The following is a 14,942-nucleotide window of genomic DNA, read 5'->3' on the forward strand; positions in this document are numbered from 1 at the left end:
CTGTCCTTATTTAGTAATGCTTTGATATAACTTCAGTACGTCTTGTTCTGTGACCTGAACTGGAGAGTGATTGAGTAAACGAGTCACTTGCATCGCTGCAGCGGCGAGCTCAGGTAATTGGTCGCGTTGAATTCCTATCTCATTTAAGGAGGTAGGTAACCCTAGTTTGTTCACTAATTGCTCTAGATATTCCACAAGAGCTTGTGCCATCTGTGCATCTGATAAATCAAGATTCGCTGATGGCAGTAAACGATATACGTTAGCCAATTTTGTTTCGCAGTGAGGGTAGATATGTTTCATGACCGGTACGAGAAGCAAAGAATTCGCTAGCCCGTGGGGAATTTTGTATTTACCTCCGAGAGGATAAGAAAGCGCGTGAACTAAGTGGGTTCCCGAATGAGAGATAGCCGCGCCACCATAATATGACGCCCACAACAAGTTTAGCCTAACCAGCAAATCTTCTGGGTTTGAAACGACCCCCTCGATGTTGCTAAAGAACTTTTGCATCCCTATTAACGAATAGTTATCACCAACTGGGTTAGCAACGCTTGCCGTATAACATTCAATCAGATGACAGAGCGCATCAATACCCGTCGAAGCGGTGATATGTGGCGGCATAGAGGTTGTTAGTTCAGGTGCGAGGACAACATAGTCAGGTAGCATGACCGGAGAAATAATACCCACCTTGGTTGCTTTGTCTGGGATTGCAATGATCGCATTGGGTGTCGCTTCTGCCCCTGTCCCCGCTGTAGTGGGAACCAAAACTAAAGGGATGCGAGATTCAGGCTTTTCTCCATTGAGTAGCTGGGTAAAACGCTCTAAGTGTTTTGAAGGCTCTGTATAGAGCACTGCGACTAGTTTTGATATATCTAGAACGCTTCCTCCACCAATACCGAGTATCGTTTCAACACTATTCGGTACTCTCTCTAATAACTGCTCAACGTCCTTATCGGTTGGTTCTGCAGGTAGATCGCTAATAAGTGTGTATTGGTAACCAGAGCTCTCTAACAATGACACGAATGATTGCACTTTTTCTAAGTTCATCACGTTGGCGTCTGTCAGGATTAAAATGTGTTGTTCTACCGAAAGAACCTGCAACACTTGGTTGACGTTACCACTAAGCACTGTTGTAAAAATATTCATTCCCTTTCCTTACTTTGATTGATTAAATTCAATCATTGATGGCAGTGATTGTTCATATTTATACCTAATCTATAAATTATTTTGCGAGATTTAGCTCACAAATAATCATTATGATTAAATTTAATCATAATTTGCTTTATTTAAGTGATTTTTTGATTACAATGGATTTGTTGTTGAAAGTGGAGTTGCCTCATGAAAGAGGGAAAAAACAAACTACGTTATATAGTTGCCGACGATTTTACTGGTGCGAATGACATCGGTGTGGCTCTGGCGTCGTCAGGATTAGAGACTCATGTCCTATTTGCCCAGGAAGACAGGCATGAAGTTTCTGAGTCTGTATCTATCATTTGCACGGATTCTAGAGATCTGGATGCAGACGAAGCGAAAGAGGTAGTGGGACAGTTAGCATGCCGTTATCAGCTGGCTGATAGCCAACCCCTTCTTATTAAGAAAGTAGATTCTACTCTTCGAGGTAATATCGGAAGTGAAATAGAGGCTTTGCTTGAGAATGGGTTTGGTCTTGCCGTTGTTGCGATTGCTGCCCCAAATGCACACCGAAAGACGCTGGGCGGTTTGTGTTATGTAAATGATGTTCCGTTAGCTGATACCGAGTTTGCATCAGATCCTAAGTCACCTATCAACTCTTCTCGAATAAGCGATATTCTCAAGCAACAAACTCACGCTAAAGTAGAAGAATATCGTTTCGAAGATCGAGGTGATTCAACACATTTGGAATGCTTAACTCGTCTTTATCATTCGGGAGCAAAGATCATTGTATGTGATGCGCAGTCTAGCTGTGATCTCTCGGAACTTTATCTTTCAACAGAACAATTAAACGTACCTTCAGTATTTGTGAGCACAGGTGAGCTTACCCAAGCTTTATTTACTCTAGGTAGTCACACAGCGACCAATCTAAAACCTACACATGCGCCAGTTTTAGGTGTCATTGGATCGATGAGTCAGACCACATTTCTCCAAGCAGAATACCTGTTAGAACACGATATCGCTCAAGTGGTGGAGTTAGAGTTGGAGCAGCTATTGTCTCAGAACTTTGAAACATATCTGGGCGTTAAAGCAAATGAAGCTATCAGAATACTGGAACTGCAACAGAACTGTGTGATCAGAAGTTGCCAGGATCTCAGCTTGCGTTACGAGCTTGGTCGTATAGCAGAGCAAAACAATTTGTCGCAAAAACAGCTATCTGAGCATGTTCGGGGCTGTTTGGCGGAGTTAGCTAGCTCGATCGTCAAACAGCTATCACCTAAAGCACGATTGGGCGGACTGATTTTATGTGGAGGCGATATTGCTATCGCAACCGCAGGAAAATTACATGCTTCTTCTTATCAAATTGGTGGAATAGTCGCTGATTGTGTTCCATGGGGAACCTTAAACAGTGATTTCACTCCATTCCCGATCTTCACCAAAGCTGGTGGTTTTGGCGATGTCACCACTTTTGCTCAAGTAATTCAGTATTTAAATCAAGAGGTAAAACAATGAAAGGTATTATTGGTATTACAATGGGAGATCCTGCAGGGATCGGTCCTGAAATCATTCTAAAGGCCCTCGCTACCGAGTCTCTATCAGGTACAAACTGTGTGGTAATTGGTAGTGCCGAAGTATTACAGATGGTGCTCGACAAAGAGTTGGCTACTCCTCAAACAATCAACATTATTACTTCTGTTGAGCAGGCGAACTTTGAACCTGGGATTGTTAATGTATTGGACATTCCAATGTCGGATATGAATACCTTTGAATTCGGCCAAGTTCAGGCTCAAGCTGGTGACCTCGCATATCGATGCATCGAGAAAGCCACGGAGCTGGCTCTTGGAGGCGACATTAGTGCAATTGCGACTGCTCCACTTAATAAAGAAGCGTTGCACTTAGCGGGTCATAATTATCCAGGGCATACCGAACTACTTGCCAAGTTAACCGACACGAAAGACTATGCGATGGTGCTGTACACGGATACCCTACGTGTAATCCATGTCACTACCCATATTGCGTTACTTAAGTTTTTACAAACGCTAAATAAATCGCGTGTAAACACGGTGATAAAGATCGCTGACGAATTTATGAAGAAGGCAGGATTTTCTCAACCAAAAATCGCAGTTGCTGGCGTAAACCCGCACGCTGGAGAAAATGGTTTATTTGGACATGAAGAGATTGAAGTCCTCGGCCCATGTATTGAAACGATGAAGCAGGAAGGCCTTGATGTATATGGTCCATGTCCTCCTGACACCGTGTTTTTGCAAGCTTCTCAGGGGCAATATGATATCGTTGTCGCTATGTACCATGATCAAGGACACATCCCTTTGAAATTGATGGGCTTTTATGATGGTGTTAACATCACGGCAGGTTTACCATTTTTCCGTACTTCCGCAGATCACGGTACGGCTTTTGATATCGCTTGGTCAGGAAAAGCGAATCCAGAAAGCATGGTTAAATCTGTGGAGTTGGCAGTCAAATTGAGCAATATATGAAGAACCAGCGCGTTGAGCAGATAATTGAATACCTTAAACACCATAACTTGGTTACGGTAGATGATTTGGTTAAAGTCGTAGCAGCATCGCCTGCTACGATACGTCGGGATTTGGTAAAACTTGATGAACAAGGCGTCATTACTCGAACACATGGTGGCGTTTCGTTAAATCGTTTTGTGGCAAACCAACCAACGACAAATGAGAAGATGTTACGTAGCATACGGGAAAAGCAAAATATTGCGGATGCTGCAACTGAGATGGTTAAGGCCGGGGATTCTGTCGTTTTAGATGCAGGTACTACATCGATGGCGTTGGTCCGAAATCTCATTCATCTACCGCTGCGTGTGATAACCGTTGATCTGCACATCGCGCTTTACCTTTCTGAATATAAGCAAATAGAAGTCATTATTGCCGGAGGAACCGTTGATCATAGTAGCCAATCGACGATCGGTGAACACGGTAGGCAGTTACTCCGTTCTATTAACCCAGATGTCGCTTTCTTAACATGTAACAGTTGGAGCGTCGAAAAAGGTATCACTACGCCAACGGAAGAAAAAGCAGCGCTTAAGCGAGACATCATTGTGAACTCAAATCGAAGAGTGCTTATCTCTGACAGTTCTAAATATGGTGCATACTCATTGTACAAAGCTTGCGATCTGACTGACATAACTCATATCGTTACCGATGATAATTTAGATATTCAAGCCCAAGATCAGATCAGAGCTAAGAACATTGAGCTGATTTTGGTGTAAGTGAATCTACCCTAGATCATAAAGTTAAAAGCAAATACTCTTCTTAAAGCCTCTGTACTTCAGAGGCTTTTCAGTATCTAGGCGTACTTCTTACACGTGCTAAGCCATCTGCAACTATCATAACGGTAACGAGGTTAATCAGTCCCGCCAGCAGGAACCGCACTATGAGCAATATAAACAAAGATGTGATGGGTGATTGTGAGCTTGGTGAAAGATGTGGTTCTGTTCGAATGGTGCTGCAGCCAAGGGATAAAGATTTAGGTGGCTTTTCTGTTCGCCGTTCATTACCTACAAGACAACTTAAAACCATCGGGCCTTGGATTTTCTTTGATCACATGGGACCTGCTACCTTTCCAGCGGGCGAGGGGATTAATGTGCGTCCTCATCCCCATATCGGTATCGCGACAGTCACTTATTTATTTGACGGTGAGATTTTACATCGAGATTCGCTTGGCAACGTTCAGCCCATCACTCCGGGCGATATTAACTTAATGGTGGCGGGCAGTGGTATCGTCCATTCTGAGCGTGAACGACCAGAAGTCACTCAAACGGATCACAGCGTAAATGCTTTGCAGCTTTGGCTCGCGTTACCATCAGATCATGAAGAAGACGAGCCTGCCTTTCATCACTACCCCTCAAGTTCAGTTCCAGCCGTTCGTGTTGACGACGTTCCTATTCGCGTGATGATGGGAAGTGCTTATGGTGTGATATCTCCGGTCAAAGCATTCTCAAAAACACTCTATCTTGAAGCCGAGCTAAAACGAGGCCAATCATTGTTGTTGCCAACAAGCGAAGAAATGGGCGTGTATGTGGTGCACGGTCATTTACGTGCTAAAGACACCGATATGCCACAGCATTCTATGGTTGTCTTGGATAACCCTCAAGGCGTAGTTATCGAGGCAACGCAAGACTCCCGCATTGCTGTGATAGGCGGTGATAGCCTTGGGAAGCGATTTATTGACTGGAATTTTGTCTCTAGCCGCAAAGAGCGGATTGAACAAGCCAAAGATGACTGGACACAAGGTCGATTTGCGAAAATTCCCGGTGATGACAAGGAACTTATCCCTTTACCTTAAGTGGGGTATTTTACAGCGAATGAACCTGCGCTTGAGTGAGCCGAGAAAGCATCGTCTCGCGTCGAAGGTCGAGGATTTCATCGATTAGCTTTTGTTTGGCATTTAGGCCGAAATGCTCGGCGTAGTTATTGATTTTAACCACTTCATCCGCGTGTAGGCGGTAAACTTCACTCTTTAAACGCGTCTTCACTTCACTTTTGATTAAGCCTTGCTGTTGGAGTAGCTGAACGATCTTCTCGTCTTTCGGGTGAGTTTTTTGTCCCATTTCAATATGTTGCTGTTGTTCAAATTGCCGAGAGAGCCTACTTGTCGAGTGTGACAAGTTTATGACTAATTCAGTCTTGAACATGCTGCGTTTCGAAAATGGGAGGAAAATGGTAAAGGAGCAGAAGGCAAAGTCACTTCTGTTTAACCTATAGTGAACTTACTCGTTGATTAGAAAGTGTTTATGCAGTCCGCGACAGCCTTTGTCTGTAACAACCACTTCGCGGTATCTAGGAATTATCTCAACCCAGCGGTTACTTTCAAAAAATCGAGTAGAGATGCGCGTAAATGCCCGCCAACATGGAACTATGTGACTTGTACGACTCGGATGGTTTGAGATTTGTGAGGAGCCGTATTTACCGACCATACATCATACTTTAAGATAATTATCACCATAAATTCAGTTATTTGACCAATTAAGTCTAATATATGGTTATGGATGTAAATTCGAGATAAGGCTGAGATATTCGTGTTACTAAGGACGTACAAATTCAACCCATGGTATTTCGTTTTTTTGACGATAGCGTACCTCTTGTTTTCTCATACTGTAATCGGCTTGGTTAGCGATAAATTTGTTGAAAAACAGGTGCAACAGGTAAGAAAAGAAGTACAGCATGAGCTGGCTTTGGTTCGATACGCTATAGAAGCGAATGTTTATCGGGATACTTTCCTTGCCGATAGCTTTGCCTCGTTTGTGGCCCTTAACCCTGATTTTGCGATGAAAAACTGGAGTGTTATCTCAGAGCAACTTCTATCCAAAGCAAGACTAGTAAGAAACATAGGCTTGGCGCCCAATGACATCATATCTCACGTTTATCCTTTGGAAGGGAACGAAAAAGCCGTCGGGTTAGATTTTCGTACCGTTCCTAATCAGTACAAAACTGTGCTGCTCGCGAAAGAGAGTAAGAATGTATATATCGCCGGACCATTAGAGCTGGTGCAAGGGGGCAGGGCAATTATCGCTCGATATCCAATATTCACTGATATACCACATAATAATGAATATTGGGGGGGACTCAGTGTTGTGATTAACTATGAAAAGTTAATCGAAAAGTCAAACCTTCACACGTTGAAAGGAGTAGACATTGCTCTAGTGGCTAGTCAACAAGATCAACTAATCGAAGGGGACGAAAAGGTTATAACGGAGTACGATGTCATTTATCCCATCTACCTGCCCAATGGTAACTGGACGTTGTTTGCGAAATATACCGATTTTGATGAAATCGAAAGTATTGGTAGTTTTAAGGTTTTATTTTCTGCACTTGGTTGGATGACATTCAGTGTTATTTATATCTTAGTTTTATTCCTAATTAACAACTACTTACGTGCTCACAAACTCTCGCTACATGACGAGTTGACGAAATTGCCCAATAGACGTTATTTGTTCAATGAGTTGGAGCGGATCATGTCAAGAAAAGGTGCTTCGGTTCAATTTACCGTTTTAAATATTGATTTAAATAAATTTAAGGCAATTAACGATTCGCTAGGGCATGAGGCAGGAGATGAAGTTTTAAAACATACTGCGTCATTGCTGACTCGATGTGTGCGATCATCAGATTTTGTTTCACGAGTAGGTGGTGATGAGTTCGTTGTAGTTTTACAGCGATCCGCGAAACCTGAAGACGTTGAACAAGTCATTCGAAATATACATTCTTTTATAGAAAACAATGTATTACGTTGGAATGACCACAAAATATGGTTATCAATTAGTATTGGATATTGTAGCTATATCGGTAAAGCTGACCCATCAGCAATCAATGACATTCTGTCAAAAGCAGACAAGAGTATGTATCAAGAAAAGCGCGCTTATGAACCTGCGACATGAAGCGCGATAAGAGTTGATTAGATTGCCTGAAAGACGTCGTCAATCAGACAGTTAACCATCTAACTTAGTTAGGTTGCTTAAGCATTGTTTAGGTAACGCGTTTTCAAATGTTGTTTGAAATACGTTGCGTTAAGTGTTTCACCTGTCGCTTGTTTCACCAATTCATCTGTAGTGAGTAAGCTGCCTTTACTCCAAATATTGTCTGAAAGCCAAGTGAAGATCGGTGTTAAATCACCAGATTGAATCACTGAATCCACATCCACGCTTTGCTTCATTGACGCCATAAATTGTGCTGCGTACATCGCGCCCAATGTATAACTCGGGAAGTAACCAAACGCGCCATCTGTCCAGTGAATATCCTGCATACAGCCATTTTTATAGTTATCTTTGGTCGACAAACCCAAGTAGCTTTGCATTTTTAGATCCCAAAGTTCAGGGATATCGGTGTGCTTGATTTGACCGTTGATCAGATCTCGCTCAATCTCATAACGCAAGATAACGTGCGCAGGGTAGGTGAGTTCGTCTGCATCAACACGGATGAAGTCTTTTTTCACGCGCGTGTAGAGCTTTTGAAAGTTATCCTGTGAGAACAGGTTTGCATCGTGGCCAGTGAAGTGTTGGCCTGCAAGGCGTGCGAGATGGGCGATAAAAGCATCGTGTCGACCAACCTGCATTTCAAAGAACAGCGATTGTGACTCGTGAATGCCCATAGAGCGCGCTTCACCTGAAGGTAGACCCGCTAGTGACTTTGGTAAGCCTTGTTCGTAACGAGCGTGACCTGTCTCGTGTACGATCCCCATCAACGACTGTACGAATTCTTGCTCATCGTAGCGCGTGGTAATACGTACATCGCTTGGCACGCCGCCACAGAATGGGTGAACGCTTTCATCAAGTCGGCCGTGCTCAAAATCAAACTGCAAAAGCTTCATTACGTCTAACCCCAGCGCCTTCTGAGTTTCACTTGGGAAGCGGCCTTGCGGCTCAATGAATTTTTCTGCAGATTGCTTCTCGATCGCTTGGTCGATCATCTCTGGAAGCCAGCTTTTCACATCGCTAAACAGCACATCTAGAGACTCAGTTGTCGTACCGGGTTCATAGATATCAAGCATTGCGTCGTACGCAGAAAGGCCGGTAGCTTCTGCGCGAATCTGCGCTTCTTCCTGAGACAGCTTAACCACTTCCGCCCAGTTCTTCTCAAAACCTTGCCAGTCGTTTTGGCCGCGCTGAGTGCGCCATGCATGTTCACATTTTGAGCCAGCTAATGACTTGGCCTGCACGAGTGATTCAGGTAGAACGTTCGCTTGTAGCCAAGTGCGTTTAAGCTCACGCAATGTCGCGCTGTCTTGGGCATTTAGCGATTCTTGCTCGGCTTCAGCAAACCAATCTGCTAACTGTGGCTGTGTTTGCAAGTTGTGCATGTGAACAGACAACTCTGCCATCGCCTCTGATCGAGCTTGGCTGCCACCGCTTGGCATTACAGCTGCTTGGTCCCAGCCACAAATCGCGGCTAGATGTTGAAAATGAGAAAGTTTTTGAGAGTGTGCTTTGAGTTTTTCGAATGCGCTCATGTGTCGCCTTCCATGACTATAGAGAAAACAAAAGTTTACCAACGCTGCATGAGCTTACCAAGTCATTCGCAAAGAAATTGTCGCGACTTAGTGTAAAGCGCATGAGAAGGCGAGGTTTTAAGGGGGTGATGAAATAAATTTGATTGAAATGCCCGTGTAAATATGACAATAAAGGATCAGTTTTATCTTTTTGCTTGGTGGATGTAAGCGTGATACACAATTTTGAAGCGTTTTTGATCGCGATAACCATACTGACGTTAACTCCAGGGTTGGATACGGCGTTGGTGATTCGTAATTCTTCCCGTGGTGGATTCACCGACGGTGCCGTTACCAGCTTGGGTATTTGCCTTGGTTTGTTTGTCCACGCGACTTTTTCTGCGATTGGTATTTCAGCCATTCTTGCTCAATCGGCAGAGCTGTTTCATTTGGTTAAGATGGTGGGTGCAGCGTATCTGATTTACTTGGGTTTAACGACGTTGCGAGGTTTGTGGAAAAACCATGCGGCGCCTCAAGCCGCGACAGGCTCGGTTGCTCGCCATGAGTTCAGCTTCTCTCGCTCAATGCGTGAAGGGTTCTTGTCTAACGTACTAAATCCGAAAACGGCGGTGTTTTATCTTGCTTTCTTACCGCAGTTTATCAATCCGGAAGGCTCTGCATTTTTGCAGTCGACCCTGATGGCATCGATTCACTTTGTGATCGCGATGGTATGGCAATGTGGTCTTGCTGGCGCGTTAACCTCGGCAAAAAACTTACTCAAAAGCGCGCGTTTCATGCACTGGATGGAAGGCACAACCGGTGTAGTGCTGGTGGGGCTTGGCGTCAAATTGATGTTGGAAGATAAGTAATTGGGATTCCCAAACTAACAAAAGAGCGACGGTGACGTCGCTCTTTTACTATCTATGGGCTGTAAATTACTTGGTGAGTGTTGCCACTGACTTTCTCAGCGCGTCTAGCGTTTGGCAAAGGTCGCGATATTGCGTCGCGGTCAAACCATCAAGGATTTGTGATTCCCACGCCATCGCACGCGGAACGATGTGCTGGTAAAGCTCCAACCCTTTCTCGGTTAGCTCAATTTTAGACGCGCGCAAATCGTTTTCTGATTTGGTGCGTTTGATCAACTGCTTGTCTTCGAGAATGGTTAACGTGCGTGACACTTTCACTTTGTCGAGCTTAGTGATTTCGGATAGGTCACGGGCAATCACATTTTCACGCGCTGCTAAGTTGGCGATGATTCTCCACTCTGAGCGGGTAATACCAAATTCTTTCTTGTACAGAGTCGCGAGACTCTCTGAGACTTGCTCGGAAGTCTGTATCAGTTTGTAAGGTAAGAAGTTGTCTAGTGAAAATGCAAATTGTCCCATGTTCCCTCAATTAACCGCTGTATAGCCAATGTGGTAAAGCTAATGACAATGCTGGAATCAGTGCAACGAGCACCAATCGAAGCATGTCTACCGTCCAAAATGGGATGATACCTTTAAAGATGGTCTTCGTCTTTATATCTTTCACCACACCAGAGAGGACAAAAACATTCATCCCGACAGGAGGAGTGATCAAGCTGATCTCCGTTACTACAACTACAAGAATGCCAAACCAAACTAGGTCGTAGCCCAAGCTTTCTACTAATGGGAAGAAGATAGGCACGGTTAACAGCAGCATCGACATACTTTCAAAGATACAACCGAGAACAATGTAGATACAGATAATCGCAATGATCACCATAAATGGTGCCATGTTCATGCTGGTAATCAGTTCCAACAGTTGATTGGTGAATCCAGAGCGGTTGATGAAGTTTGAAAAGATCAACGCAGAAATCACCACACTGAATAGCACGCCAGTTGTTTTGGCCGAGTCGAGCAGGATTTCATGCAACACTTTGATGGTAATTGCGCGCTTCATCATGGCGATCAGTAAAGCGCCCGCCGCGCCGATGCCTGCCGCTTCAGTTGGGGTAAACGCACCCGCGTAAATGCCGCCCATCACCAAAATGAATAGCGCAATGGTCGATAGCACACCTTTTAGCGCAACCAAACGCTGTGGCCAAGGTACACGCTCCATTGGTGGTGCCATCGTGGGCTGACGGTGCACCGTCCAGCGGACCGCAACCAGGTACAATACGACGCCTAAAATGCCTGGGACTAAGCCCGCCGCAAACAGTTCACGAATGCTGGTTTCGGTCAGTAGCCCATAGACCACCAACATAACGCTTGGCGGGATCAAAATCCCGAGAGTTCCGCCCGCTGCGATAGATGCGGCAGCCAAGCTGTCTTGATAGCCGTATTTACGCATCGGTGGCATGGCAACTTTCGACATCGTTGCCGCAGTCGCCAAGCTAGAGCCACAAATCGCAGAGAATCCACCACAAGCAAGGATTGTCGCCATGGATAGCCCGCCTTTACGGTGCCCCACAAACGCGTTGCTGGCTGCGTAAAGCTCTTGTGAAATACCGGCTCGGTTGACCAAGTTGCCCATCAGTACAAACAATGGAATGACGGAGAGGCTGTAATCTTGACCAGTGTCGATGATGCGTCGCGCCGCCATTGATAACGTCGCAGACCAGTTAAAGTCGACCAGAACACCAAAGCCAACAAAACCGACGATCCCCATCGCGTACGCCAATGGAATACGCAATAAAACCAAAATAAGGAGGGCTGCAAATCCCACTAATGTTACCGTCATGAGTCACTCTCCTGTGTGGAATTGCTAACGGGCGTTTTGCTAAACAAGTATTGGAACGCCAATGCCAAAGCGATAACCATCGAAATCCAGCCGATAAACGAGACAAAATACATCACATAGCCGATAGGAATTTCGAGTACGTCAGTGGTTTCACCATAAGAGAGTGAACGCGCGCCTAAGCCCCATACTTTCCAAGCGATCAAACCGAGTGCAAACGCACTACATAGATTGATGAACGCTTGGCGCAGATTGGTCAGTGAGACTGGAAACCAGTCATCTAACAAGTCGACACAAATGTGTTCTTCGCTCCAGGTAATCAACGAAAACGCGGAAAAGACCACAATCGCCAGCATGATCTCGACCAGTTCGACACCGCCGGGAAACGGACTATTAAAGAAATAGCGTCCGACGACATCGATGACGGTAAGCACCAGCATGCAAAACAGGGTAAATGAAGCAATTACGCCCAGTATCTGGCGCAATTGCTTAAGGACAGAAAAGGTCAAGTTCATTACTCAGCTCCAAGAAGCTCAACTTGCTCGTGGTAGTACGCCAAAGCTTCTTCTGGGTTGCTGATGCGGCGTTTCTTCGCTGTTTTCAGCCACTCTTCTTCTAGGCCTTGTGCGAAACTCTTCGCTTGCGAAACCATCTCTGGTGACGCTTCTTGAATGTTGCCGTTTCTCGCAAGTGTATCTTCTACGCCAGCTTGGTCTGCTTGGTCCATCATTTGGCCAAATAGGCGAGACAGTTTTTCACCCGATACCGACAGTACCGCCTCACGGTCTTTTGCTGACAGGCTATCCAACGTATCTGGGTTCATTAAGATACTGAAGCTGCCGCGATACAAGCCGCCAGGGAAGGTGATAACGTTTGGCGCGACTTCATTCAGGCGGAAGCTTTTCAACGCCTCAAGTGTGAGGAAAGCACCGTCAACGACGCCTTGAGAAAGGGCTTCGTATACTTTGGTTGGTGGAAGTGCCACCGGAGCAACGCCCATTTTCTTGCCAAGTACCGACATTACTTCGCCTGCAACGCGCATTTTTTTGCCGTCTAGATCGTCAAACGAGTTCACTTTCTCACGAGTAATGATCGTGCCCGGACCATGAACTCCAACACCGAGTACCACGGTGCCACGGTGTTCTTTACCTTTTTTCAGATACTTATCAAAGACGCGCCAGTAAGCTGCAGAAGCTTGTTCAGATGAGAGGGTGTTAGAAAAAGTTGGGATCTCTGGTAGCGTCGTCAACTCAAAACGTCCGGGTTTAAAACCATGAAAGTACCAAGTGACGTCTGCAACGCCATCCGTGATCATATCCGCTTGTGCTGGTGGCGGCGCCATATTGTGCTCAATTCGAATATCGACTCTTCCTTCCGTGGCTTCGTTGACCCATTTGCCCCATGTCGGCCACACCAAAGTATTAATTCCGTGGTTGGGTGAACCCCAAGAACTAATGATCAATGTTTTTTCAGCCGCGAAAGCTGAAGTGGTGGTTCCAATGCATGTTGAAGCGGCAGCAATCAAAGTCAAAACTAACTTCTTCATTTTTAACCTCACCTGTTACTTTTGTAACTTTATTTTTTGAGTGTTTGCGATTCTCGCTCGGATTTTCGGCTTGTTATTTCGCCTTTCCCCACAAATCAAAGCACATTGAATGGATAAAAACAACATTAATGTAAGGTATTTGTTACGACAATGTATAAATGTTTGCACATTAATCTTGGTTTGTGTATAAGTTAATTACAAATGAAACTAAATGATTGTATGTTTGAACGAGCGGATTGATGACGAAAGGTAACCAGAATGAGTGAGAGAACTGAGATTAAATTGTATGACTACGTGCGTTCGACGGCGGCTTATCGAGTGAGAATCGCGCTGAATCTAAAACAACTGGCGTATCAGTCTATACCCGTCTCATTGCTCGACGGTGAACAGCGTAGTGCGGAATACCTAAGCTTGAACCCTACTGGTTTAGTGCCTTCGTTGGAGATCGGTGAGGGCGTTATCACTCAATCTTTAGCAATCATCGAATATTTGGAAGAGCAGTATCCAGAGCCTGCTCTTTTGCCTACCGATCCAATGAAAAGAGCAGAGTGCCGAGCATTGGCTTTGGATATCGCGTGCGACATTCATCCACTGAACAATTTACGAGTGTTAAAGCATTTAACATCGACACTTGGCCACAGCGAGCAAGAAAAGCTGGCTTGGTATCACCACTGGTTAAAGCAAGGGTTTGCCGCCATTGAAAGCAAGCTCGCCCAGAGTGATTCCCCGTTTTGCTGTGGGACAGAGCCCACCATGGCTGACGTTTGTCTTGTCCCACAGCTTTTTAATGCGCGCCGTTTTGAACTGGATTTAATGCCTTATCCAAGAATGGTCGAGGTTGAGCAGAACTGCCTAGCGTTGGCCGCGTTTGCCAATGCAAGCCCAGACAAATCGGTATAACGGCGCGTGTTGGAAAAGTATCCACTGCGCGCAAGTAAAGTTAATGAAACAGAGTAATGACAGAGGCTAACCATGAACATCAAGAAAATTCACCACGTTGCTTATCGTTGTATTGATGCTAAAGAGACGGTGGAGTGGTACGGAAAATATCTCAACATGAACTTTCTCGCCGCGATTGCAGAGAATGAAGTGCCATCAACAAAAGAACCAGACCCATACATGCATATTTTCCTCGATGCAGGTGCAGGCAATATTCTCGCGTTTTTTGAGCTGCCAAACAGTCCAGAAATGGGGCGCGATGAGAACACCCCAGAATGGTGCCAGCACTTAGCACTTGAGCTAGAAACGATGGATGAGTTGTTAGAAGTAAAAGCCAAACTTGAAGCGGATGGTATAGAAGTGGTTGGCGTAACGGACCACACCATATTCAAGTCGATCTATTTCTTTGACCCATCGGGCCACCGCCTAGAACTTGCGGTGAATACAGCGACCGATGAGATGAACAGAATGATTGATGAAGCCAAATGGGACATGTTGAACGAGTGGGCGAAGACCAAACGTGCGCCAGAGCATGTGCGCTGGATGCACGACGGTAGCTTTAATTAGTGCCATCTTGTTTTAACTGCATCTTTACTAATACGCCGGATCGTCAATCTAACCAACTACAAAGTACGACCGGTTACTTCTTCACTAAGTCTGCCTGATGGAACAACAT

At 45.1% G+C, this 14,942-nt stretch carries 15 protein-coding genes; 8 read left to right on the forward strand and 7 right to left on the reverse strand.

The window, feature by feature from the left end; translation table 11 throughout:
• Window positions 1-6: 6 nt before the first annotated feature.
• Entirely contained in the window at window positions 7-1,143 is a 1,137-nt protein-coding gene (locus tag AKJ31_RS17705; protein WP_053410404.1) for an iron-containing alcohol dehydrogenase, read from the reverse strand.
• A gap of 192 nt (window positions 1,144-1,335) precedes the next feature.
• Here AKJ31_RS17705 and AKJ31_RS17710 point away from each other — a divergent pair, with 192 nt between their 5' ends.
• From AKJ31_RS17710 to AKJ31_RS17725, 4 genes are all read left to right on the forward strand, one after another.
• Window positions 1,336-2,640: a four-carbon acid sugar kinase family protein gene (locus AKJ31_RS17710; protein ID WP_053410405.1), complete on the forward strand. Its 1,305-nt coding sequence runs from the start codon at window positions 1,336-1,338 to the stop codon at window positions 2,638-2,640.
• The gene (gene pdxA / locus AKJ31_RS17715) at window positions 2,637-3,623 is read left to right on the forward strand and encodes a 4-hydroxythreonine-4-phosphate dehydrogenase PdxA (protein ID WP_053410406.1); all 987 of its coding nucleotides are present in this window, start codon (window positions 2,637-2,639) and stop codon (window positions 3,621-3,623) included. Before AKJ31_RS17710 ends, pdxA begins: the two co-directional genes overlap by 4 nt.
• Complete coding sequence (locus AKJ31_RS17720) at window positions 3,620-4,375, forward strand: DeoR/GlpR family DNA-binding transcription regulator (RefSeq protein WP_053410407.1); 756 nt, start codon at window positions 3,620-3,622, stop codon at window positions 4,373-4,375. Before pdxA ends, AKJ31_RS17720 begins: the two co-directional genes overlap by 4 nt.
• Before the next feature lie 164 nt (window positions 4,376-4,539).
• Window positions 4,540-5,451 (forward strand): pirin family protein, encoded by a 912-nt coding sequence (locus tag AKJ31_RS17725; protein WP_053410408.1) that lies wholly within the window; start codon window positions 4,540-4,542, stop codon window positions 5,449-5,451.
• Between the two features lie 10 nt (window positions 5,452-5,461).
• Here the strand turns inward: AKJ31_RS17725 and AKJ31_RS17730 are convergent, their stop codons facing one another.
• Entirely contained in the window at window positions 5,462-5,716 is a 255-nt protein-coding gene (locus AKJ31_RS17730; protein WP_053410409.1) for a hypothetical protein, read from the reverse strand.
• 531 nt (window positions 5,717-6,247) lie between these two features.
• On the opposite strand from AKJ31_RS17730, the gene AKJ31_RS17735 reads away from it, so the two are divergent.
• Window positions 6,248-7,540 carry a diguanylate cyclase domain-containing protein gene (locus tag AKJ31_RS17735; RefSeq protein ID WP_245639066.1) on the forward strand — a complete coding sequence of 431 codons (1,293 nt, stop codon included), beginning with the start codon at window positions 6,248-6,250 and terminating at the stop codon, window positions 7,538-7,540.
• A gap of 77 nt (window positions 7,541-7,617) precedes the next feature.
• Here AKJ31_RS17735 and AKJ31_RS17740 read toward each other — a convergent pair whose 3' ends face one another.
• On the reverse strand, window positions 7,618-9,108 hold the full coding sequence (locus tag AKJ31_RS17740) for a carboxypeptidase M32 (protein WP_053410411.1): 1,491 nt from the start codon (window positions 9,106-9,108) through the stop codon (window positions 7,618-7,620).
• Between the two features lie 209 nt (window positions 9,109-9,317).
• Here AKJ31_RS17740 and AKJ31_RS17745 point away from each other — a divergent pair, with 209 nt between their 5' ends.
• Window positions 9,318-9,953, forward strand: a complete 636-nt coding sequence (locus tag AKJ31_RS17745; RefSeq protein ID WP_053410521.1) for a LysE family translocator — start codon at window positions 9,318-9,320, stop codon at window positions 9,951-9,953.
• Between the two features lie 66 nt (window positions 9,954-10,019).
• Here AKJ31_RS17745 and AKJ31_RS17750 read toward each other — a convergent pair whose 3' ends face one another.
• Genes AKJ31_RS17750 through AKJ31_RS17765 form a run of 4 tightly spaced genes read right to left on the reverse strand, consistent with a single transcriptional unit; the run spans window position 10,020 to window position 13,327 of the window.
• Window positions 10,020-10,469: a MarR family winged helix-turn-helix transcriptional regulator gene (locus AKJ31_RS17750; protein ID WP_053410412.1), complete on the reverse strand. Its 450-nt coding sequence runs from the start codon at window positions 10,467-10,469 to the stop codon at window positions 10,020-10,022.
• 10 nt (window positions 10,470-10,479) lie between these two features.
• The gene (locus AKJ31_RS17755) at window positions 10,480-11,784 is read right to left on the reverse strand and encodes a TRAP transporter large permease (RefSeq protein WP_053410413.1); all 1,305 of its coding nucleotides are present in this window, start codon (window positions 11,782-11,784) and stop codon (window positions 10,480-10,482) included.
• Window positions 11,781-12,296, reverse strand: a complete 516-nt coding sequence (locus AKJ31_RS17760) for a TRAP transporter small permease (RefSeq protein ID WP_053410414.1) — start codon at window positions 12,294-12,296, stop codon at window positions 11,781-11,783. The genes AKJ31_RS17755 and AKJ31_RS17760 overlap by 4 nt, the downstream gene beginning before the upstream one ends.
• Window positions 12,296-13,327, reverse strand: a complete 1,032-nt coding sequence (locus AKJ31_RS17765) for a TRAP transporter substrate-binding protein (protein ID WP_053410415.1) — start codon at window positions 13,325-13,327, stop codon at window positions 12,296-12,298. Before AKJ31_RS17765 ends, AKJ31_RS17760 begins: the two co-directional genes overlap by 1 nt.
• 258 nt (window positions 13,328-13,585) lie before the next feature.
• On the opposite strand from AKJ31_RS17765, the gene maiA reads away from it, so the two are divergent.
• Complete coding sequence (gene maiA / locus AKJ31_RS17770) at window positions 13,586-14,227, forward strand: maleylacetoacetate isomerase (protein WP_211263067.1); 642 nt, start codon at window positions 13,586-13,588, stop codon at window positions 14,225-14,227.
• Window positions 14,228-14,299: 72 nt separating this feature from the next.
• The gene (locus tag AKJ31_RS17775; protein ID WP_053410416.1) at window positions 14,300-14,833 is read left to right on the forward strand and encodes a VOC family protein; all 534 of its coding nucleotides are present in this window, start codon (window positions 14,300-14,302) and stop codon (window positions 14,831-14,833) included.
• Window positions 14,834-14,942: the final 109 nt, after the last annotated feature.

Source organism: Vibrio hepatarius (assembly GCF_001274785.1).
GTDB classification, from domain to species: Bacteria; Pseudomonadota; Gammaproteobacteria; order Enterobacterales; family Vibrionaceae; genus Vibrio; species Vibrio hepatarius.

Excerpts from the sequence above, each read along its gene's own strand:
- AKJ31_RS17705 (WP_053410404.1), bottom strand. The coding sequence starts at position 1,143 with ATGAATATTTTTACAACAGTGCTTAGTGGTAACGTCAACCAAGTGTTG.
- AKJ31_RS17750 (WP_053410412.1), bottom strand. The coding sequence starts at position 10,469 with ATGGGACAATTTGCATTTTCACTAGACAACTTCTTACCTTACAAACTG.
- AKJ31_RS17765 (WP_053410415.1), bottom strand. The coding sequence starts at position 13,327 with ATGAAGAAGTTAGTTTTGACTTTGATTGCTGCCGCTTCAACATGCATT.
- maiA (WP_211263067.1), top strand. The coding sequence starts at position 13,586 with ATGAGTGAGAGAACTGAGATTAAATTGTATGACTACGTGCGTTCGACG.
- AKJ31_RS17710 (WP_053410405.1), top strand. The coding sequence starts at position 1,336 with ATGAAAGAGGGAAAAAACAAACTACGTTATATAGTTGCCGACGATTTT.
- AKJ31_RS17725 (WP_053410408.1), top strand. The coding sequence starts at position 4,540 with ATGAGCAATATAAACAAAGATGTGATGGGTGATTGTGAGCTTGGTGAA.
- pdxA (WP_053410406.1), top strand. The coding sequence starts at position 2,637 with ATGAAAGGTATTATTGGTATTACAATGGGAGATCCTGCAGGGATCGGT.
- AKJ31_RS17760 (WP_053410414.1), bottom strand. The coding sequence starts at position 12,296 with ATGAACTTGACCTTTTCTGTCCTTAAGCAATTGCGCCAGATACTGGGC.
- AKJ31_RS17740 (WP_053410411.1), bottom strand. The coding sequence starts at position 9,108 with ATGAGCGCATTCGAAAAACTCAAAGCACACTCTCAAAAACTTTCTCAT.
- AKJ31_RS17775 (WP_053410416.1), top strand. The coding sequence starts at position 14,300 with ATGAACATCAAGAAAATTCACCACGTTGCTTATCGTTGTATTGATGCT.
- AKJ31_RS17720 (WP_053410407.1), top strand. The coding sequence starts at position 3,620 with ATGAAGAACCAGCGCGTTGAGCAGATAATTGAATACCTTAAACACCAT.
- AKJ31_RS17730 (WP_053410409.1), bottom strand. The coding sequence starts at position 5,716 with ATGGGACAAAAAACTCACCCGAAAGACGAGAAGATCGTTCAGCTACTC.
- AKJ31_RS17755 (WP_053410413.1), bottom strand. The coding sequence starts at position 11,784 with ATGACGGTAACATTAGTGGGATTTGCAGCCCTCCTTATTTTGGTTTTA.